Raw genomic sequence first — 19,659 nt, 5'->3', positions numbered from 1 at the left:
CGTGGGCGGGAAGACTTCGCCCTACACGGCGATGTTCACCGACGTCTACGGGCTTCGGGAGGGTGACGACGTCCGAGTCGCCGGGGTACGGGTCGGTCGCGTCGAAAAGGTCGAACTGGACGGACGATTCGCGAAAGTGTCGTTCGTCCTGCAACAGGAACAGCGCGTCTTCGGCAACACCGTCGCGTCGGTGACCTACCAGAACATCGTCGGCCAACGATACCTCGGTCTGTCGCTGGGGCATGAGGGCAGCAGCGCCCAACTCCCGCCCGGCAGCACCATTCCCCTGGAACGCACCGAGCCCTCCTTCGACGTCACCGCCCTGCTCAACGGCTACGAACCGCTGTTCAGCTTGCTCAATCCCCGCGACGCCGACAATCTCACCAAAGGCGTCCTCGAATCGCTGCAGGGTGACACCTCGTCGCTGGCCACCCTGGTCAGCCAGACATCCACGCTCACCGAGACTTTCGCGGGACGGGATCAGGCGCTGGGCGATGTGATCACCAACCTGAACAAGGTGGTCGTCAATCTCGCCGCGCAGAACGACGATCTCGACGGCGTCCTCACCCAGACCCGCGATGTGGTCGCCGCCCTCAACCAGCGGCGCCCGGAGCTGGTGTCCTCGGTCGGCACGATGTCCCGGATGATGACCCACCTGGCCAAAGCCGCACGGGAGGACTACCCGGCGATTCGCGAGTTCATCGATCGCCGGCCCGGTGTCACCCGGCACCTGCTCGACGTCGAACCGCAGGTGGCGTTTTTCGGCGACAACGTTCCGCTGGTGCTGAAAGGCCTGATCCGCGTTGGCAATCAGGGCGCGTACGGCAACGCCTACGCGTGCGACGTGAACATTTTTGGTTTCTTCCCCGGGCTCAACGACGTGGTGCCGATCATCGTCAACGCCGCGACGCCGGGCAACAAAGCGATGCATACTCCCCGATGCAGGAACGTGGGAGGTAGTTGACGGCATGGCCGATACGTCCCGATGGCAGCGGCGCAAGAAGCGGCCGCTGGAGAGCTACAACAAGACATGGCTGGGGTTCAGTGCCTGCGCGGTGGTCGCGGTGCTGATCGGGGCCATGCTGTTGATCCACGCGCTCGGTGCCGGATACCGGCACTACACCGCCGAGTTCCTGCAGGCGGCCTCGCTGCGGCCGGGGAACCCGATCACCGTGGCGGGCATACCGGTCGGCGAAGTGACGAGCATGAGGCTGGCCGGCGACCATGTCGAGGCCGGGCTGAAGATCCGCAACGACGTGACGCTGGGTAGGGATTCCAAGGCCTCGATCAAGGTCACCACCATCCTGGGCTCGCGCTACCTAGCTCTGGAGCCGAACGGTTCTGGCTCCCTGGCCAACAACACCTTCGACCTGTCCCACACCGAGGTCCCCTATGACCTGCAGGCCGCTTTGCACGACGCCACAACCACTTTCGAGCAGGTCGACTCGGACAGGTTCGCCCAATCACTGGCCGTGCTGGGCAAGCAGCTCGAGAAACTGCCTCCGGTCGTGCCGCAGGCGATGGCGAACATCGACTCACTGTCGTCGATCATCGCCCAACGCCGCGACCAACTCGGTCAGCTGCTCAGGAGCACCGAGCAGGTCACCAATACGTTGCGCCGCCAGCAGGCCAACATCGGCAGTATGGTCAATCAGGCGCAGCAGCTACTCGGTGAATTCGCCGCGCGCCGCGCTGTTTTCCACGCGATGATGCAGTCCTTGACCAGCTTGGTGGACGACATGAATCAGATCGTGGTCAACGACCGCGCCGGCGTCGACACGCTTCTCAAGGACATGCGCGAGTTCACCGACATGGTGGCCAAACACGACGATCTGGTGGGCAACGTGTTGCAGGCCACTCCGATCTTCGCGCGGGAGGCGACCAACCTGACCGGTGACGCGAACGCGGTCAGCTTCAACCTGCCGAGCTCCCTGCTCATCGACTCGTGGATGTGCGCAATCAGCGGGCGGGCTCAGCAGTTCGGGATGATCCCCTACTACAAGGACTGCAAATGAAAGCCCGGGTCATTGCCGTCGTCGCGATCGTGGCCTCGGTGGTCGCCGCGGTCGGGGTCGGCTGGTGGTATCTTGCCGGCCGAAAAGACCCGATCACCATCACAGCGCAATTCGACAGTGCCTCAGGGCTATACGAGGGCAACGTGGTGGCGGTCCTAGGCATGCCCGTCGGCAAGGTCATCCACATCAGTCCCAAGGGCGGCTATGTCGAGGTCCAGTTCACCGTCGACCGCGATGTCCAGGTCCCGGCGGATGTGCAAGCGGTCACCGTGTCGACGTCGATTCTCACCGACCGCCAGATCGAACTCACCCCGCCCTACCGGGGTGGCCCGACATTGGCGAATCACGACACCATCGGCCTGACCCGGACCAAGACTCCGGTCGAATTCAGCCGTGTTCTGGCCGTTTTGGACCGGGTGACCAAGTCACTTGAGGGCGACGGGCATGGTGCCGGACCGATCGCCGACGTGCTCAACGGCGGCACCGAGGTGGTCAACGGCAACGGCACCAAGATCAAGGGAGCGCTCGACGAACTGTCCCGAGCGCTGCGATTGAGCAGCGACGGCGGCGCCCAGACCCGCGCCCAGATCACCACGATCATCAAGAACATGAGCTCGCTGTTCGCGGCCGCCGCCGACAACGACGGCAAACTGCGCGAATTCGCCTCCACCATCCACCAGGTCAGTCAGATCCTGGCGGACGAGGAGATCGGCGGCGGCAGCACCGGCCGGAAACTCGACCAGTTGGTCCAGCGCGCCGGCGACCTCCTCGACGCCAACCGCGACGTCATCCGGCAAGCCCTGCTGAACGGCAATACGGTGGCCAAGACTCTGGTCGACCACCGCCGCGATTTGGCCGAAACCCTCGATCTTGCGCCCCTGCTGGCCGACAACGCCTACAACATGGTCGACCGCGAAAACGGCGCGGTCCGCGCCCACTTCCTCACGGACCGCATGATTTTCGACAGCCAGCTCACCAAAGAGGTCTGCAACCTGATGGGGCTGCGGCAGCTGGGGTGCAGCACCGGAACGGTGCAGGATTTCGGGCCGGACTTCGGCTTGACCTACGTGCTGGACGGCTTGGCAGCGATGGGGCAGAAATGACCGCGAAGCGAATGCGGGTCCGCGGCAAGGCCGCAGCCGCGGTCGCGGCCGCCGCGGTGCTCAGTTCGGGCTGCGCCACGAACGGCCTTGCCAGCCTGCCCCTTCCGGCGCCCGGCCTGGGCTCGGGTGGCTACATGCTGACCGCCATTTTCTCTAATGCCCTCAACTTGCCGATGAACGCCAAAGTGAAACTGGCCGGTGCTGACGTCGGTCAGGTGGAGTCGATGGTCGCGCGCAACTACACCGCCATCACCACCCTGCGCATCCGGAACGGGGTCCTGCTGCCCCGAGGAAGTACCGCCGAACTACGCACCGCGACACCGCTCGGTGACGTGTTCGTGTCATTGCGGCCGCCGGCCGAAACCTCGCCCAGCACACCACTGCTGAAGAACGGTGACACCATCGATTTGGAATCGACGGCCGCGGCCGCCACCGTGGAGTCGGTGCTGAGCTCGGCGGCGATCCTGGTCAACGGCGGGGCGGTCCGCAACTTCACCAACATCATCAACGGATTCGGCAAAGCCACCGGCGACCAGGGCCACGCCTTCGGCGACCTGATCCGCAAATCCAATCAGTTGCTCGGCACCATGGATGCCCGGTCCGGACAAATCTCCAACGCATTAACCGAATTATCGCGTCTCAGTGGGGAACTCGACGCCAAGAATCAGACCTTGAGCGACCTGATGGCGGCCGCCAGCCCGGCGATGGCCGCGCTGTCCGACAACACCAACGAACTATCGAACCTGCTCATCCAAGTCGGCGATACCAGCCGGGTGCTCTCCCGGTTCCCGTCGCTCAATGGGACCGACACCAGCGGCAGAAGTGTCATCCGCGACCTGAACACCCTGGCCGGTGCTGCCAACGACGTGGCGATAAGCCCCGAGACCAGTTGGCTCCCGCTCAACCGGATGATGCCCGCACTGATCAAATCGACGTCCGGCAATGCCATTTCCGTGCATGTGGGCGTCGACCAGCTGGTGCTGGGCTCGATCCCGGACATCGGGTTTCCCGGTGACCGTGGACTGCACGGACCGACCAGATTCACCTGGAACGAGATGATCGGCTCGCTCAAGTACACGTTGTGGCGTCTGCAGGAACGCATCGTCGGCCGCGGACCCAACTCGCCTCAGGTCCCGGTGATCCCGGACCCGAACGTCCCCGGTGGCATCCTCATCGCCCCCGGGCCGCCGCCACCGGGACCACCGCCGTGATCAATTCGCTTGCCGCACATGTTGTCCGCACGGTGCGGGCCGCGCATCGACGCCAGGTGTGGCTGTCGGTGGCCGGGCTCGTGCTCACCTTGGTGGTCGCCACCACCTATTTGCTGATCGGCGCGCTGCGGGTGGCGCCGTTCGCCACGTCCTACCGAGTGACGGTGCAACTGACCGAATCCGGTGGGTTGCTCCCAAACCAGGACGTCGCCCTGCGTGGGGTCCGGATCGGACGCGTCGAGTCGCTGCAGATCACCGATCGGGGCGTGAACGCCGTCGCAAGTATCTCGACGAAGGTGCGGATCCCGGCGAACAGCGTGGCGCGCGTATCGGCGCTGTCGCCGGCCGGTGAGCAGTACATCAACTTCGAAGCGGAATCCGACGCCGGGCCTTACCTACACGACGGCAGCTTTATCGGACTCGACCACACCGGGGTTCCGGTCAGCCTGGCCCAACTGCTCGGTGACGCCGATGGGCTGCTGGCTCAAGTCGATCCGCACAAGATCGAGCTGATCAAGAAAGAGCTGAGCCTGAGCAAGGAAGGCCCGAACAAATTGGCCGCCATCGTGGATGGCGGAACCATGTTGCTCTCGACCCTCGATTCGGTGCTGCCCGAAACCACCAGCATCCTGCGGACCAGCCGCGTCGTACTGACGCTTGCGGCCGACAAGAACGCCGGGCTGGCCGCTACCACCACCGACCTGAACCGCACTCTGGCCGGGGTGGCCCGGATGCAGGCGGGTTACCGCCGGCTGACGGCCCAGACGCCGCAATCGCTTTCGGCCATCGACAACCTGTTCGCCGATAATTCCGAGACCATGGTGCAGCTGCTGGGCAGCCTGGCCACCGCCTCGCAGCTGCTCTACCTACGGGTGCCGGCGCTCAACGCGCTTTTCCCCAATTACCGCGGGTCGGTGCTGGACGCCGTCGCCAGCGCCTTCCACGACCACGGTGTGTGGGCGACAGCCGAACTCTATCCACGCTACGCATGCGACTATGGGACACCCTCGCACCCACCCTCGGCCGCGGACTATTACGAGCCCTTCATGTACACGTACTGCCGCGACGACGACCCCGGGGTGGGAATCCGCTCGGCCAAGAACGCGCCACGACCCGCCGGCGACGACACCGCGGGCCCACCCCCGGGCGCCGACCTGGGCCGACGCACCGACCCGACACCGCAGGGCCGCTTCACAGTTCCCACGCCATACGGCGGCCCGCAGCTACCCATCGAACCACCGCACTAGTCCGACTCGCCCAAGGAGATGATTGTGGTCGCTACCACCGAGCAAGACCTCGACACCGAAGAGGCCGGTGCCACAGTCGAAGACGCCGTCAGCGCCGACGACTTCAACATCGAAGCCACGGAGGCGGCCGATGATGCCGAAGTCACCGAGGCCGACCAAGTAGCGGAGGACGACGAAGACGACGAGGACGAGGGACCGCTGCTGGGCAAGCGCGACAAGCCGAAGGCCAAGCGGTCCGGACGGCCCTGGGGCCGATACCTTCGTCGCAGCGTGCTCCCGCTGTTACTCGTTGCCTCGCTTGCGCTTTCGGGCTTCCTCAGCTGGAAGTTGTGGCAACAGCATCAGATACAGGTGGCCGGCGAGCAGGCACAGCAAGCGGCGGTCAAATACGCGCAGATCCTGACCAGCATCGACTCCAACAACGTCGACGAGAACTTCCGGCAAGTGCTTGACGGCGCCACCGGGGAGTTCAAGGACATGTACACCCAGTCCAGCGTGCAACTGCGGCAGCTGTTGATCGACAACAAGGCCACCGCACACGGCGTGATAGTCGATTCCGCCATCGCCTCCGAGACCACGAACAAGGTTGTGGTGCTGGTCTTCATCGACCAGACGGTGACAAACATGGCCGTGCCGGATCCGCGCATCGATCGCAGCAGGATCAAGATGACGATGGAGAAAGTGGACGGACGCTGGCGGGCCAGCAAAGTCCAGCTGCTGTGAGGGGCAGGCCATGATCAGCAGACTTCTGGCAACCGGATTGCTCACTGCCGCAGCCACAATCACCGCAGCCGCAGGTGTGGGCACCGCCCACGCCTCGGCCGAGTCGTTCTGCGGGGAACTCGGCGGCGGCTGGGACGGTCAGTACTGTCACACCGCGGTGACCTCTCAACGCAATGCGGTGCGCGACATCAAAGTCGCCGTGCCCGTCGATCTCGTCGACAACCCGACCGCGGGTCCGGTGATCCGCGATTACCTACGCACCCTGGTGGGCAATTGGCGAAACGCCAACGCGCTCATGGCCGCTGACAGCTACGGCGAAGAGAACTACCAGATCTTTCAGCACGGCAACCTACTGAGCGCGGTCTTTCACGAGGACTATCACGCCGACGGGCCCAAACCGAACAACGCCTACCGCACCTTCACGTTCGACATGGCCGGGGGCCGGCGGGTGCAATTGGCCGACCTGACCAATGGCAACCCGCTGACTGCCATCCCCCCACCGGCACAGCCGTTCATCGAAGCGGCACTGAACCAGGCCGCTCCCCCGCACGATCCGGGGACATACCCGTTCGTCGTGGACCGGTGGACGCCCGACAAGGTGTATTCCGGGGCCTACCGGGCCTGGGCGTTGACCCCTGATGAGCTGATCCTCTACATGCCCGACTATCCGGTCGGACATGACGAGCCGGTCGACTTCTCACCGGGCCTTCCGCAGTGGTTCATGGACGGCGGCACGGTCGAGGCACACATCCCGCTGTTGGCGCTGGGTTCGGTGCTGCGGGTCTAGGACGAGTTGGCGTTACCCGCGCGCCACTGATCCCAGGGGATGTTCCAGTCGCCGAGGCCGTCGGTGCCGGGCAGGATGCTGCCCACCGTGTTGACGATCTCCACGACGTCACCGCGCTTGCTGTGGTCGTAGAACCACACGGCGTTGCTCGGGCTCACGTTCAGGCAGCCGTGGCTGGTGTTGGAGTGCCCCTGAGCGCCCACCGACCAGGGCGCCGAGTGCACGAAGATGCCGCTGTAGGAGATCTGCGTCGCCCAGTCGACGTCGGTGCGATAGCCGTTCGGCGAGTTGACCGGCACACCGTACGTCGAGGAGTCCATGATGATGTGCTTGAACCGCCCGCCGACGATGTAGACGCCGTTGTTCGTCGGCGTGCTGTCCTTGCCCATCGATGTCGGCATGGTCTTGACGACCTCGCCGTTGATCCGCACCGTGATGATCTTGGTGTTGTCATCCACGGTCGCGATCATCTCGTCACCGATGGTGAAGTGCAGGTTGACGTTGTCCTCGCCGAACATCCCTTCACCGAGATCGACCCCGTAGGTGTTGACCGCCACGTCGACGGTGGTCCCGGGCTTCCAGTAATGCTCTGGGCGCCAGCGCACTTCGCGCCGGTTCAGCCAGTAGAAGGCGCCTTCGACGGGCGGGTTGGTGGTGATCTTGATGGCCTTCTCGGCGGCTACGCGGTCGGCGATGTTCTCGTCGAAGCGGATCGCGACCGGTTGCCCGACGCCGACCACCTCGCCGTCGCTCGGCACGACGTAGGGCATCGTCAGGTGCGCCGGTGAGCTGGTCTGGAACGTCATCTGCCGGGTCGCCGCGCCGCCCAGCCCCGTCGCCTTGGCGCTCAGCGTGTAGCGCCGGTTGTAGCCGAGCTGCTCGGTGGTCTGCCAGTGCAAGCCGTCCGGGCTGAGCTGCCCGGCGATCTGGCGGCCGTTGTCGTTGACCATGGTTACCGAGGCCAGCACACCGTCGGCGACCGTCACCGTCACCGGAGCGTCCACGGTGACCCCGACCGCACCGTCGCTGACCGACGCGCTGAGCTTGGGGACGAGCAGATCGGCAAACGGTGTGCCCTTGTTTTCGATCACCTTGGCAGCAACCGGCGTGCCACCCCCGCTGCTACAGGCAACACTGCACACAGCAACCAGGACCATGGCCACAGCCAGCCAAGATCGACGTCTGCGCAAAGGCGCCATCAAGTGACCTTCCACATTGTTCTCTTTGCTCGGTCACCGCTGACCTGGATTGTTTCCTGCATTGTAGTGCCTGAGCACCACCGCCCGTGGCAATGCGGATGAATGATATCGGTTATGTCCAGCGGGGTGGTGCAGGTCACGGGAAGGGATTTCCCTCCGTGCCGCAATGCCTGTTATTGTCGATAGCCGGTCTCTGGCCGAGCACGCGCCGTTAGCTCAGTTGGTAGAGCAGCTGACTCTTAATCAGCGGGTCCGGGGTTCGAAACCCTGACGGCGCACTTTCTTTCCTTCGGGAGCCGGATATCAGGCTCGCGGTCCCGGCGGGGACACAATGCGACGAGCGGCCTCGACTACATCGGCCCGCCGTGCCGCAACCACCTCCGGATCGGACGTCCGCGCGTCCGGGTGGGGTGACTGCGCCCAGGCCAGCCCGACGCCGACCAACAGCACCAGCAGGTCCATCGGCCGCCAGGACGGGTCAACGTAGCCGGCGGCTTGAGCCGCTTCGACGGCACGAATGTGCCGGGCGGGCATGGAGTCCCATTCGTCGGCCGGGGGCGGGTCGAGGGCCAGCCCTTCCAGGTTGGCCCAGGTGATCATCCGCAGATGCTCGGGCCGTTGACGGGCCAGATCGTAGATCTCGCCGACGAATTCGGCTACCGCATCGGGCCGCAGCGTCACGGCGGCGAAGAATTCCTCGCCGTCGGCGGCGACCACGCTCCGGAACAACGTCTCCTTGGTGCCGAAATGCGCGTAGAGCCGCTCTTTGCTGGCGTTCGCGGTGCGAGCGATGCGGTCGATCCGAGCCCCGGCGAGCCCGTACTGCGCGAATTCGGAGCGCGCGGCACTCAGGATCGTGTCGCGAAGTTCCGTTGTGGATCGCACCAGAAGATCATACCCATACGAACTAGTTCGTTTGGTATGCTGGTCTGCATGGCTCCCCCTTTTCCACCGCCCCGTATGAAAGATGTCGAGAACCTTCCCATTGATGTCGACGCCGTGATGAACCATCCAACCCGTGTACAGCGGCTGCGTGGTGTGCTCGACCGCGTCCAGGACGGCATCGCCCCGTTGATCGACGTCTACCGGCCCTACCTGCGCGGTTTGGACACGCTGCCGGCGGATGGTCGATTTCTGTTGGTGGGCAACCACACTCAGTTCGTCGGCGGCGAAGTGCTACTGGTACCGCACTTCGTGCGCCGCGCCATCGGCCGACGGGTTCGGCCGCTGGCGGATCGCCGGTTCGCCCGGCAGCCCGGGTTCGGACACGACCTGATGACGGCTTACGGCGGCGTGGTCGGCGATCCGGAGACCGCCCGGGAGTTGATGCGGCACAACGAAACAATCTTGGTGTTTCCCGGCGGAGGCCGTGAGATCGCCAAGTTCAAAGGTGAGGAATACCAGCTCAATTGGCGTGGCCGCTCCGGCTTCGCCCGCATCGCTGTGGAGAACGACTACCCGATCGTCCCGGTCGGCCTGGTCGGCGGCGACGACGTGTACAAGAGCTTGGTCACCCGCGACAGCGCGCTGGGACGGCTCAGCCGGACGGTCAGCGCCAGGCTCGGCGGTGATGCCGACATGGCGATGCCGTTGCTGCGGGGTGTCGGGCCCACCTTCATTCCGCGACCCCAGCGGATGTATCTCGAGTTCGGTACACCGATCGTCACCACAAATCCCGACGGAGTGTCGACGGAGGATTGGGTGGCCTCGGTCAGGGAAAGCACGAAGCAGTCACTCGAGGCGATCCTGGCCGAACTTCTTGCCGTCCGCGCCGGGGACCCGTTCCGCGAGCTCAACCCGCTGGCCTGGCCCAGGGCCGCGGCCTGACGCACCGCGAGCCGAACCTGGCTGTGATTTCCGGTGCGGTATTTCGCAGTGACGTTCGGCTCGCGATACTGCGGCGGCGCTACGCCGGGCGTGAGCCTGACAACGCCCGCCGCGCCGCCAGGTCAAGCGCGTACCCGATCACACCGATCACCACGATCACTGCAACCACCTGGCCGTAGGCCAACTGGTCGCGGGCGTTGAGGATCTGATAGCCCAAACCCGAACGCACGCCCAGCATTTCAGCCGGCACCAGCACCACCCAGGCAATACCCAGGGCTACTCGCAGACCGGTCTGCAAATGCCCGCGAATCGCGGGCAGCACGACCACGGTGAGCTGCTCAAAGCGAGTCGCCCCGAACGATTTCGCCACCTGCAGATAGCCCGGGTCGATGGCGTGCACGCCGGCCGCGGTGTTGATCAGGATCGGCCATACCGATGCGGCGGCGATCAGGAAGATGACCGGTTCGTTCCCGATCCCGAACAGCGCCACCGAAATCGGCGCCCAGGACAGCGGCGAGATCATCCGCAGGAACTGCACCACCGGCCGGGTCGCACGATCGGCGGTGTCGTTGAGCCCGATCAGCAAGCCGGCGGGAATCCCGATGACGGCGCCGACCAGCAGACCCACCAGCAACCGCCACAGGCTGACACCGGTATCGGGCAACAACACACCGCGGTTGTACAGATCGACCAGGGCTTTGGCGACCTTCACCGGCGTCGTCTCGCGCAACAGGGACTGCGAGGGCGCCAGGACCGCGGTGGCCAGCCACCACGCCGCGATCGCCGCAGCGATGGCCACGGCCGGCGGCCACCAGCGCTGCAGCAGCGACCATCGCGCTGTCGGCGCCGGCGGTGCCGAGGTGTCGGGGACGGTCTGCTCGAGAGTCATCGCGGTTGCACCTGTTCGGTTCGGGTCAAATCGGATGGGATGCCGAAGGTTTCGGGACCGCCGTAGGCCGTCAGGGCGGCCCGCACGAAGGTGTCGTTGACCAGCTCGGCATGCACCGTTGCCGGATCCAGCCGTTCCAGGAACTTACGGTCGCCGTCGACCACGGTGTCGTGCATGGCCTCCACCAGCCGGCGGGTGAAGCTGGGGAACGGGAACGGCTGGTAGCCCAACCGCTGCGGCTGCCAATCGGGGTGCAGGAATCGGTAGTCCTGCGCACGGTAGGTCAGCGCGGTCTTGATGGCAGGTTGCGGTTGCGGAAGGTAGGCGCCCTTCGACAACACCGTCGCCGCCGCCGCCCGGTCGGAGTTGATGCGTTGCTGCGCAACGACAATCGAGTTCACCAGCGAGGCGGCAGCCTGCGGCCGGTGCTCGATGAGGTCTTCATGCGCGAGCACCACACAGCAGGCATGGTCTCGCCACACGTCGCCGAGGAACGTGTGGATCCTGCCGATCTTGCGCACCTGCGCCATGGCGTTGAACGGGTCGGCCACGACGTAGCCGCTGATCGAGCGGTTGGCCAACGCGGGCACCATGTCCGAGGGACTCATCACGATCAACTCGACCGTCCGGGCGCTGCGCGACGCGCTGCGACGCACCACCGGCACCAGGCCGTGCGCGCGCAGCAGGTCCTGAAGGATGATGTTGTGGATCGACCACCAGAACGGGATCGCCACCTGGGTTCCGGCCAGCTGCCCGAGATCGGTGATGTTGGGCGCCACGGTGAGCGCCGACCCGTTGGTGTGGTTCCAGCTGAGCACCCGAACGGGACTGCGCAGCAGGAACCGCAGCTGGATCGCGGTCGGCATCAGCATGTGCACCGCGTCCACCTGCCGCGTGACGAACGCTTCAGCCAGCGACGCCCAACTGCGGAACAGCACCGGCTTGGCCGAACTCACCACGCCGTGCTCATAGAGACCGGCCGCGTGCGCGATCAGCAGCGGCGCCGCATCGGTGATCGGCAGATACCCGATGCGAAGTTGGCCGCTGGTGTTGGTCCGGTCGATGCTCGCCGCATGAGCCAGGTCAGCCAGACCCGCCAGCCCGCCCGCCGCGGCCAGCGCGGTCGCTCCGGTCAGTAAGGTCCGCCGCGAAACCACCGCGCCCGTCACTGCCCCACCAGGCGGTAATGGTCCAGGATCTCCTGCTTGAGCTGTTCGTCGCCCGGTCGCCACTCCCGCCGGATCCTGCCGTCGGGACCCAGCAGCACCACACGGCTGGCCAGCAACAACGCCTCATCCACATCGTGGGTGACCAGCACCACCGTGACGCCGAGCTCCGCGGCGAGGTTGGCCAGCCACCGCTGCAGGTCGCCACGAATGGCCGGGTCCAGCGCACTGAAGGGCTCGTCGAGCAGCAGCAGGCGCGGCCGGGTGGCGACCGCACGGATGATCGCAACACGCTGCGCCTGGCCCCCGGACAGTTGATCGGGATAGCGGTCCGCCACCCGTTCCAGGTCGAATCGCCGCAGCAGTTCTTCGGCGTATTCGCGCTTAAATGATCCTTTGTGGGCCGCGAATCGACCGGCGATGGTCACGTTCTCCCCGGCGGTGAGCCACGGGAACAGCAGCGGCTGCTGGAAGACCACGCCCGTGTGCGGCCGCGCCACACCGTTGGCGCTGGACCATTCGACGGTTCCCGACGTCAGTTCCTCCAGGCCCGCGATCACCCGCAACAAGGTGGACTTGCCGCTGCCGCTGCGCCCCAGAATCGCCAGGAAATCGTCATCCTCGATGGTCAGGTCGATGTCGGCCAGCGCGTGGCTGTCGGCATCAAAGCGCTTGTGGCCGCCAACGATTCGTACAGTGGCAGCTCCCACGTTCGTTCCTCTCACAAAGGATTGCGTCCCACCATTCGATCAGCATGCCTGCGCACACCGAAGGACCGGCGCGGCAACAGCGATAGGCCGCGCCGGGTCCGGGACGTATTCGGTGATTCGACTCGATCATCGGTCAACTGAGGTGGAATAGCATGTCGGGCAACGGCTTCGGATAGCACCACCGCGGTGCCAAACCGGCGACACGGCCCTGTTCAGGCCACCATCGAGTCACCGACCGAGCAAATGGGATCGTGTTGATCGCAACCGCGACTCCGGCGCCGGCCGGTCCTTTCCCACTGAGCGACACAGACCTATCGCGGCGGCATAACCCCAGGTAATTTGCAGGAGGCACACCGTTGTCGAAGGAGCTGCAATGGGGTTCATCCAGCCCAACCTGCCCGTCGTCGACGTTGCGGAGTGGAGCAAACTGCCGCGCGCCGAACGGGTGGTGCCGATGATGCGCCACATCGCCCGGTACGGCTTCGGCACGCCGCTGGTGATGCACGTGATGTACGGCGTCAAGATCGTGCTCTACATCCTGGGCATCTGGCTGTTCGCATGGTCCACCTCGGGCATCGAGGGTTTCACCAGTGTCGGGGCGTGGTGGACCGAACCGATCGTGTACCAGAAGGCCGTCCTGTTCACCATGCTGTTCGAAGTCGTAGGGCTCGGCTGCTGTTTCGGGCCGCTGGCGGGCCGGTACTTTCCGCCGATGGGGTCGATCCTGTACTGGCTGCGACCCGGCACGATTCGGCTGCCGCCCTGGCCGGGGCGGGTACCGCTGACCAGGGGAACCGATCGCTCCCCCATCGACGCGCTGCTCTACGGCGCACTGGTGGTGTTGCTCGCGGTCGCGCTGGTGTCCGACGGCTCCGGTCCAATCCCGGTTCTGCACACCGCGATCGGCGTGCTGCCGCGATGGCAGACCGTCGCGATCCTCGGGGTGCTGGCGGTGTTGAGCCTGCGCGACAAGGTGATCTTCCTGGCGGCTCGCGGCGAGGTGTACGCGCCGCTGGCGCTGGCGTTCCTGTTCGCGGGAGCCGACATTGTGGTGGCGGCGAAATTGGTGTGCATGGCGATCTGGCTGGGCGCCGCGACCTCCAAGCTCACCCGGCACTTCCCGTTCGTGATCTCGACCATGCTGGCGAACAACCCGTTCCTCCCGTCCGGATTTCTCAAGACGTCACTGTTCAAGCGATACCCGGACGACCTGCGCCCCGGCGCCTGGTCGGGCTTCATCGCGCACTTCTCCACCGCGATCGAAGGGCTGGTGCCGCTGGCGCTGCTCTTCTCGCACGGCGGCTGGCCGACAACCATCGCCGCGCTGGTGATGATCGTGTTCCACCTGAACATCCTGCTGGCTTTCCCGATGGGAGTGCCCCTGGAATGGAACGTGTTCATGATCTTCAGCGTGCTGTGGCTGTTCGTGGCGCACGCGCCGCTGGGGCTTTCCAGCGTGACCAACCCGGTGCCGGTGGCCGTACTGTTCGCGGTCCTGGCCACCACCGTCGTCTTGGGAAACCTGTTCCCGCACAAGATTTCTTTCCTGCCGGGCATGCGGTACTACGCCGGCAACTGGGACACCACGCTGTGGTGCGTCAAGCCGTCGGCCGACGAGAAGATCCGCGTCGGCGCCCGCGCCCTGGGCCCCATGCAGCACCTGCAGCTCGAGCGGTTGTACAAGAGCAAAGAGGACACGTTGGTCCCGATTCATCTCGCCTACGCCTTCCGCGGGATGAACACCCATGGGCGGGCGCTGTTCACCCTGGCGCATCGGGCGATGGCCGGCTATGACGAGGACGATTACAACCTCTGCGAAGGCGAGATGCTGTGCGCGATGGCGGTCGGGTGGAACTTCGGCGACGGCCATATGCACAACGAATGCCTCATCGAGGCGCTGCAGCAGCGGTGCGGGTTCGAGCCCGGCGAGGTGCGGGTGGTGATCCTCGACGCGCAACCCATCCATGTGCAGCGGCAGGAGTACCGGTTGGTCGACGCGGCGACCGGCGAATTCGAGCGTGGCTACGTCGAGGTCGATGACATGGTCAGGACCCAGCCGTGGAGCGACGATCTCCCGGTGCACATCATTAGTGGCACTACCAGCGGCTCCCCGCGGCGCAAAGGCCAGCCCGCGTGACGGCCGCGCTGATCACGGGCGCCTCGACCGGCCTGGGCCGCGAACTGGCCAACCTGTTCGCGGCCGACGGTATCGACGTAGTCGTCGTGTCCAGCGAGCGCAGCGCCGCCCAGCTTGCCGCGGTGGCCGAGGAATTGCGCACCCGCCACGATGTCCGCGCCCACCCGATCACGATGGACCTGGCGCAGCCGGGCGCGGGTGCCGAACTCGTCGCTCGCGTCGACGAACTCGGCGTCGACATCCAATACCTGGTCAACAACGCCGGCTTCGGGATCCTGGGCCTGAAGATCCAGGAGTCCGACCCGGTTGCCGTCTCCAAGATGGTGCAGCTGAATGTGGTGACCCTGACCGACCTGACGACGTTGTATGCCGCGCGGATGGTCATGGCCGGCCGCGGAGCGATCCTCAACATCAGCTCGATCGCCGCCTACGTGATCCCGCACGGCCTGGAGGCGGGCTATTCGGCCAGCAAGGCCTATGTCCGCAGTTTCTCCGAGGCGGTGGCCTCCGACTTACACGGAACGGGAGTCACCTGCACCCACCTCGCCGCGGGTCCCACCCGCACCGAGTTCGCGCAGACCGCCGGCGTCGGGGACTGGTCGCGGCTGAACCGCTTCATCATGGACCCCGCGCCGGTGGCGGCCGCGGGCTACGCCGCGATGCGGGCGGGCCGGGTCATGGTGATGCCCGGGCTGGGCAACAAGGTGATGCGGGCGGCGGCGCCGCTATCACCCTCGCGGCGGCTCAAAGCACTGGTCTCGGGCTGTTTTGTAGCGCGCCGCTGAGGCGGGGTCAGCGCTTCCTGATCCGGTAGACGATCACGACGACGGTTGCCACACCAACGCCGGTCAACGACACCGTGACGATCGGTTTGTTGAGGAACTCGATCACCTTGGCCTTGACGTCGTCGGCCAGGCGGCGAGGATTGGCCCGCTCAGCAAGCGAGTCGACGGTCGCCGCCAGCTGCTCGCGGGCTTGGTCGATCTCCTGCTTGATGGTGTCGGGATCGCGGTCCGCCACGTGTCTGTCCTCCAAGTCAGGCTGGTGCACTGACGAACTACCCTAGATCAGCCGGTGCGGGTCCCAACGCTCCGGTGAACAGAAAGGACTCCCCGCGTTGAGCGAGACCACCCGCCTGGCCCCCGGAGACAAGGCCCCCGCGTTCACCCTGCCCGACGCCGACGGCAACAAGGTGTCGCTCGCCGGCTACAAGGGACGCCATGTCGTCGTCTACTTCTATCCCGCGGCCTCAACACCGGGCTGCACCAAGCAGGCCTGCGCGTTCCGGGACAATCTGAGCGAACTCAACGACGCCGGGATCGACGTGGTCGGGATCTCGCCCGACAAGCCGGAGAAGCTTGCCAAGTTCCGCGACGCCGAGGGGCTGACGTTCCCCCTGCTGTCCGATCCCGAGCGCAAGGTGCTCGCCGCGTACGGCGCCTACGGCGAGAAGCTTATGTACGGCAAGAAGGTCACCGGGGTGATCCGGTCGACGTTCGTGGTCGACGACAAGGGCAAGATCGCGGCCGCGAACTACAACGTCAAGGCCGCGAGTACCGCCTCGAGCATCGAAAAGATCATCAAGCAGGTGGGCGCCGCGTAGCTCGTGGGCCGCTTCGGCGAAGCGGACCCCGCCCGCCGGCGCGCAGCCGTCGAAGAGCTCTACACCTACGACGCCGTGCTTTACGTCCCGGACGACGTCCTGGTGGGCCACGACGCCGTGGACGGGTTCGCCGGAGCATTGCGGGCCAGCCACCCGGACTTCGTCTACACCCATCGCGGAGAACCCCAGGCACTGCACAACGGCGGGATCTTCGCCTGGGGATCGGGCCCGAAGGTGAGCCGCCGGCCTACACGGGCCTCGACGTCATCGTCGTCCGCGATGACAAGATCGCGGTCCTGTACGTCTACCTCAATCCGACGCTCTCGTAGCCAGATTCGCCAGCAACAGCGCCTCGGTGATCGCGGCGCGTTCCAGCACCCCCAGGTGCAGACTCTCGTTGATGCTGTGCGCCTGGGTGTTTGGGTCCTCTACCCCGGTCACCAGAATCTTGGCTTGCGGAAAGGCTTCGGCGAACTCGGCGATGAACGGGATCGACCCGCCCATGCCCATGTCGATGGCGTCGACACCCCAGGCCTGCCGGAACGCCGCGCGGGCCGCGTCATAGATTGGACCGCTGGCGTCGATGGCGTAGGGCTGGCCGATCTCGCCGCGGATGACTTCAACCCGGGCACCCCAGGGGGCGTGCTGCTTGAGATGCGCCTCGACCGCCCTCAGATGCGCCACCGCGTCACCGCCCGGGGCCACCCGGATGCTGATCTTGGCGCGGGCCCGCGGGATCAGCGTATTCGAAGCAGCCGCAACCGAAGTGGTGTCGATACCGATCACCGTGATCGCCGGTTTTGCCCACAACCGTTGCGGCACCGAGCCGGAACCGATCTCGCGCACGCCGTCCAGCAGCCCAGAGTCCGCGCGAACCCGCTCGGGCGGGTAATCCACCGCCGCGGCGGTGCCTTCGTGCAGGCCTTCGACCGCCACGTTGCCGTCGTCGTCGTGCAAACTGGCCAGCAGTCGCACCAACACGCTCAGCGCATCGGGCACCACCCCGCCCCACAGACCCGAATGCAGACCATGATCGAGAGTGGCGACCTCCACCACGCAGTCGGCCATCCCTCGCAACGAGACTGTCAGAGCCGGTATCTCGGTGCTCCAGTTGTCCGAGTCGGCGATCACGATCACGTCGGCGCTCAACGCGTCCCGATGAGCGGCCAGCAACCGGCCCAGCGACGGCGAACCGGATTCCTCCTCGCCCTCGACGAAGACCGTCACGCCTACCGGTGGCTTTCCACCGTGCGCCCGAAAAGCGGCCAGATGTGTTGCGATGCCTGCCTTGTCGTCGGCGGTGCCGCGACCGTACAGGCGTCCGTCACGTTCGGTGGGCTCGAAAGGCGGCGTCGTCCACTGACCGCGGTCACCTTCGGGCTGCACGTCGTGGTGGGCATACAACAGGACGGTTGGCGCTCCCGGGGGCGCCGGATACCGTGCGATGACCGCCGGCGCACCACCCGCACTGACGATGCTGACATCGTCAAAACCCGCCTGAGACAACAGGTCCACCACCGCCTGCGCGCTGCGATGCACCTCCTCGCGCCGCGCCGGGTCGGCCCACACCGACTCGATGCGAACCAGATCCTCGAGATCGCGTCGCACCGAGGGCAATACCTCGCGCACCCGCTCAACCAGCTCAGTCACGCCTGAAAGGCTAGCTATGCTGCCGGTAATGGCGAGCAACGGCCCCGACCCCACCCCCGATCCAACTGCGCCGCTCTGGCGGGCGGCGCAACTGTTCCGGCTGCTGAGCTGCCTCTACGCGCTGGGCTTTCAGATCGCGATCAACTCCGACCTGCGTCACCCCGTGCTGGGCTGGCTGCTGTTCGCCGTGCTGATCGCCTGGAGCGCGCTCTGCGCGATCGCCTATTTGCGCGGTTTCGGTCGACGGCCGGCATGGGTGATCGCAGAACTCGTCGTGGTGGTGCTGCTGATGCTGTCCACCGAGGTGTTGGCATCGGGGCAGTGGGCGCACAACAACCAGACTTGGCCGACGACGTTGTGGGCCAGCAACGCGACCATCTCGGCGGCCCTGCAGTTCGGCCCGGCCGGCGGCATGCTGACGGGTCTGGCGGTGACGGCCACCAGCGAGGCGGTCAAGGGCTACTTCAACGTCAACCTCGGGCGCAATGCGACCATCATCGTCGAGCTGGCCGTCGGGTTGGCGGTCGGGCTGGCGGCCCGCACCGCGCGGCGCGCCCACGACGAGTTGCAGCGGGCCGCAAGGCTGTCGGCCGCGGTTGAAGAACGCGAGCGGCTGTCCAGGCAGGTACACGACGGTGTCATCCAGGTACTCGCGCTGGTCTCCAAACGGGGACACGAAATCGGCGGTCCCGCAGCAGAACTCGCCAAGCTCGCCGGTGAACAGGAGCGCGCCTTGCGCAGCTGGGTCACCTCGACCGAGATGGAGGGCGACACCACCGCAGACAAGACCGTCGACCTGCGCGCGTTGCTACGCCGCAGGGAGAGCGACGGCGTCTCGATGAGCCTGCCGGGCACCCCGGTGCCGATGGACAGTGATCTGGCCGGCGAGTTGGACGCCGCGGTGGGCAACGCCCTGGACAACGTGCGCGCGCATGCGGGTCCGGACGCCCGGGCGTTTGTGTTGCTGGAGGACCTGGGCTCCTCGGTGGCGGTCAGCATCCGCGACGACGGGGTGGGCATCGCCCCCGGCCGGCTCGAGGAAGCCGCCAGCCAGGGACACGTCGGCATTTCCAAGTCGATTGTGGGACGGTTGAAGTCGTTGGGTGGCAGCGCGGAACTGCACACCGACGTGGGAGAGGGAACCGAATGGGAGTTGATCGTGCCGCGGCGGAGCGCCAAACCATGACTGAGCAGTCCGGTCCCTCGGTGATGGTGGTCGACGACCATCCCATCTGGCGCGATGCTGTAGCCCGCGACCTTGCCGACGACGGGTTCAACGTGGTGGCCACCGCCGAGGGCGGGGCGGGGGCGCGCCGCCGCGCCGGGGGGGGGGGGCCCGCGGGGGGGGGGGTGGGGCTGGGGGTTGGTGGGGGCGCCCGGGGGGGCCCGGCC

General features: G+C 66.0%; 19 protein-coding genes, 1 tRNA gene and 1 pseudogene. 14 read left to right on the top strand and 7 right to left on the bottom strand.

The genetic code is table 11. The annotated features are described in order from the left end of the window. From A9X01_RS07890 to A9X01_RS07860, 7 genes are all read left to right on the top strand, one after another. On the top strand, positions 1 to 964 hold a 964-nt coding region (locus tag A9X01_RS07890), incomplete at its 5' end, for an MCE family protein (RefSeq protein WP_081282256.1). 4 nt (positions 965 to 968) lie between these two features. Continuing rightward, a complete protein-coding gene (locus tag A9X01_RS07885) occupies positions 969 to 2,015 on the top strand; it encodes an MlaD family protein (RefSeq protein WP_065120209.1) in 1,047 nt (348 codons plus the stop codon). After that, positions 2,012 to 3,118 carry an MCE family protein gene (locus tag A9X01_RS07880; RefSeq protein WP_065120208.1) on the top strand — a complete coding sequence of 369 codons (1,107 nt, stop codon included), beginning with the start codon at positions 2,012 to 2,014 and terminating at the stop codon, positions 3,116 to 3,118. The genes A9X01_RS07885 and A9X01_RS07880 overlap by 4 nt, the downstream gene beginning before the upstream one ends. Then, positions 3,115 to 4,329 (top strand): MCE family protein, encoded by a 1,215-nt coding sequence (locus A9X01_RS07875; protein WP_065120207.1) that lies wholly within the window; start codon positions 3,115 to 3,117, stop codon positions 4,327 to 4,329. The genes A9X01_RS07880 and A9X01_RS07875 overlap by 4 nt, the downstream gene beginning before the upstream one ends. Then, entirely contained in the window at positions 4,326 to 5,576 is a 1,251-nt protein-coding gene (locus tag A9X01_RS07870; protein WP_065120206.1) for an MlaD family protein, read from the top strand. Before A9X01_RS07875 ends, A9X01_RS07870 begins: the two co-directional genes overlap by 4 nt. Positions 5,577 to 5,600: 24 nt before the next feature. Next, positions 5,601 to 6,299, top strand: coding sequence for an Rv1363c family protein (locus A9X01_RS07865; RefSeq protein WP_436405247.1), 699 nt, complete (start codon positions 5,601 to 5,603; stop codon positions 6,297 to 6,299). Positions 6,300 to 6,309: 10 nt separating this feature from the next. Further along, the gene (locus A9X01_RS07860; RefSeq protein ID WP_065120204.1) at positions 6,310 to 7,086 is read left to right on the top strand and encodes a mannan-binding family protein; all 777 of its coding nucleotides are present in this window, start codon (positions 6,310 to 6,312) and stop codon (positions 7,084 to 7,086) included. Here A9X01_RS07860 and A9X01_RS07855 read toward each other — a convergent pair. After that, a complete protein-coding gene (locus tag A9X01_RS07855; RefSeq protein WP_065120203.1) occupies positions 7,083 to 8,285 on the bottom strand; it encodes a L,D-transpeptidase in 1,203 nt (400 codons plus the stop codon). The two genes, A9X01_RS07860 and A9X01_RS07855, sit on opposite strands and share 4 nt — an antisense overlap. 205 nt (positions 8,286 to 8,490) lie before the next feature. Between A9X01_RS07855 and A9X01_RS07850 the strand changes: the two genes are divergently transcribed. Continuing rightward, positions 8,491 to 8,563, top strand: a tRNA-Lys gene (locus A9X01_RS07850). 25 nt (positions 8,564 to 8,588) lie between these two features. Here A9X01_RS07850 and A9X01_RS07845 read toward each other — a convergent pair. Further along, complete coding sequence (locus A9X01_RS07845) at positions 8,589 to 9,170, bottom strand: TetR/AcrR family transcriptional regulator (protein WP_065120202.1); 582 nt, start codon at positions 9,168 to 9,170, stop codon at positions 8,589 to 8,591. A 48-nt stretch (positions 9,171 to 9,218) separates the two neighbouring features. Here A9X01_RS07845 and A9X01_RS07840 point away from each other — a divergent pair, with 48 nt between their 5' ends. Then, positions 9,219 to 10,112 carry a lysophospholipid acyltransferase family protein gene (locus tag A9X01_RS07840; RefSeq protein ID WP_436405246.1) on the top strand — a complete coding sequence of 298 codons (894 nt, stop codon included), beginning with the start codon at positions 9,219 to 9,221 and terminating at the stop codon, positions 10,110 to 10,112. A 79-nt stretch (positions 10,113 to 10,191) separates the two neighbouring features. Here A9X01_RS07840 and A9X01_RS07835 read toward each other — a convergent pair whose 3' ends face one another. Genes A9X01_RS07835 through A9X01_RS07825 form a run of 3 tightly spaced genes read right to left on the bottom strand, consistent with a single transcriptional unit; the run spans position 10,192 to position 12,877 of the window. After that, entirely contained in the window at positions 10,192 to 11,001 is an 810-nt protein-coding gene (locus A9X01_RS07835; RefSeq protein ID WP_065120200.1) for an ABC transporter permease, read from the bottom strand. Beyond that, positions 10,998 to 12,170, bottom strand: coding sequence for an ABC transporter substrate-binding protein (locus A9X01_RS07830; RefSeq protein ID WP_065120199.1), 1,173 nt, complete (start codon positions 12,168 to 12,170; stop codon positions 10,998 to 11,000). Before A9X01_RS07830 ends, A9X01_RS07835 begins: the two co-directional genes overlap by 4 nt. Beyond that, positions 12,167 to 12,877 carry an ABC transporter ATP-binding protein gene (locus tag A9X01_RS07825; RefSeq protein WP_065120198.1) on the bottom strand — a complete coding sequence of 237 codons (711 nt, stop codon included), beginning with the start codon at positions 12,875 to 12,877 and terminating at the stop codon, positions 12,167 to 12,169. Before A9X01_RS07825 ends, A9X01_RS07830 begins: the two co-directional genes overlap by 4 nt. A 373-nt stretch (positions 12,878 to 13,250) precedes the next feature. Here A9X01_RS07825 and A9X01_RS07820 point away from each other — a divergent pair, with 373 nt between their 5' ends. Beyond that, entirely contained in the window at positions 13,251 to 15,014 is a 1,764-nt protein-coding gene (locus A9X01_RS07820) for a DUF3556 domain-containing protein (RefSeq protein WP_065120197.1), read from the top strand. Beyond that, complete coding sequence (locus A9X01_RS07815) at positions 15,011 to 15,799, top strand: SDR family NAD(P)-dependent oxidoreductase (RefSeq protein ID WP_065120196.1); 789 nt, start codon at positions 15,011 to 15,013, stop codon at positions 15,797 to 15,799. The genes A9X01_RS07820 and A9X01_RS07815 overlap by 4 nt, the downstream gene beginning before the upstream one ends. Before the next feature lie 7 nt (positions 15,800 to 15,806). Here A9X01_RS07815 and A9X01_RS07810 read toward each other — a convergent pair whose 3' ends face one another. Continuing rightward, a complete protein-coding gene (locus tag A9X01_RS07810) occupies positions 15,807 to 16,034 on the bottom strand; it encodes a DUF3618 domain-containing protein (protein ID WP_036358274.1) in 228 nt (75 codons plus the stop codon). A 97-nt stretch (positions 16,035 to 16,131) separates the two neighbouring features. Between A9X01_RS07810 and bcp the strand changes: the two genes are divergently transcribed. Next, entirely contained in the window at positions 16,132 to 16,617 is a 486-nt protein-coding gene (gene bcp / locus A9X01_RS07805) for a thioredoxin-dependent thiol peroxidase (RefSeq protein WP_065120195.1), read from the top strand. A 309-nt stretch (positions 16,618 to 16,926) separates the two neighbouring features. Here bcp and A9X01_RS07800 read toward each other — a convergent pair whose 3' ends face one another. Then, a complete protein-coding gene (locus tag A9X01_RS07800) occupies positions 16,927 to 18,306 on the bottom strand; it encodes a dipeptidase (protein WP_436405245.1) in 1,380 nt (459 codons plus the stop codon). Here A9X01_RS07800 and macS point away from each other — a divergent pair. Both macS and A9X01_RS07790 read left to right on the top strand, forming a co-directional pair. Continuing rightward, on the top strand, positions 18,284 to 19,453 hold the full coding sequence (gene macS / locus A9X01_RS07795) for a MacS family sensor histidine kinase (RefSeq protein ID WP_065120193.1): 1,170 nt from the start codon (positions 18,284 to 18,286) through the stop codon (positions 19,451 to 19,453). The genes A9X01_RS07800 and macS overlap by 23 nt on opposite strands. Continuing rightward, positions 19,450 to 19,659: pseudogene (locus A9X01_RS07790) on the top strand (DNA-binding response regulator); the annotation flags it as partial. The gene macS and the pseudogene A9X01_RS07790, both read left to right, overlap by 4 nt.

Origin of the sequence: Mycobacterium asiaticum (assembly GCF_001668675.1) — a bacterium.
GTDB classification, from domain to species: Bacteria; Actinomycetota; Actinomycetes; order Mycobacteriales; family Mycobacteriaceae; genus Mycobacterium; species Mycobacterium asiaticum_D.
Note: the sequence above shows the minus strand (reverse complement) of the source record. Positions and strands in the feature narration are given on the sequence as shown.

Bases quoted from the DNA above. Each gene is read 5' to 3' on its own strand.
- A9X01_RS07885 (WP_065120209.1), top strand. From the start codon at position 969: ATGGCCGATACGTCCCGATGGCAGCGGCGCAAGAAGCGGCCGCTGGAG.
- A9X01_RS07880 (WP_065120208.1), top strand. From the start codon at position 2,012: ATGAAAGCCCGGGTCATTGCCGTCGTCGCGATCGTGGCCTCGGTGGTC.
- A9X01_RS07875 (WP_065120207.1), top strand. From the start codon at position 3,115: ATGACCGCGAAGCGAATGCGGGTCCGCGGCAAGGCCGCAGCCGCGGTC.
- A9X01_RS07860 (WP_065120204.1), top strand. From the start codon at position 6,310: ATGATCAGCAGACTTCTGGCAACCGGATTGCTCACTGCCGCAGCCACA.
- A9X01_RS07855 (WP_065120203.1), bottom strand. From the start codon at position 8,285: ATGGCGCCTTTGCGCAGACGTCGATCTTGGCTGGCTGTGGCCATGGTC.
- A9X01_RS07840 (WP_436405246.1), top strand. From the start codon at position 9,219: ATGGCTCCCCCTTTTCCACCGCCCCGTATGAAAGATGTCGAGAACCTT.
- A9X01_RS07835 (WP_065120200.1), bottom strand. From the start codon at position 11,001: ATGACTCTCGAGCAGACCGTCCCCGACACCTCGGCACCGCCGGCGCCG.
- A9X01_RS07820 (WP_065120197.1), top strand. From the start codon at position 13,251: ATGGGGTTCATCCAGCCCAACCTGCCCGTCGTCGACGTTGCGGAGTGG.
- macS (WP_065120193.1), top strand. From the start codon at position 18,284: ATGCTGCCGGTAATGGCGAGCAACGGCCCCGACCCCACCCCCGATCCA.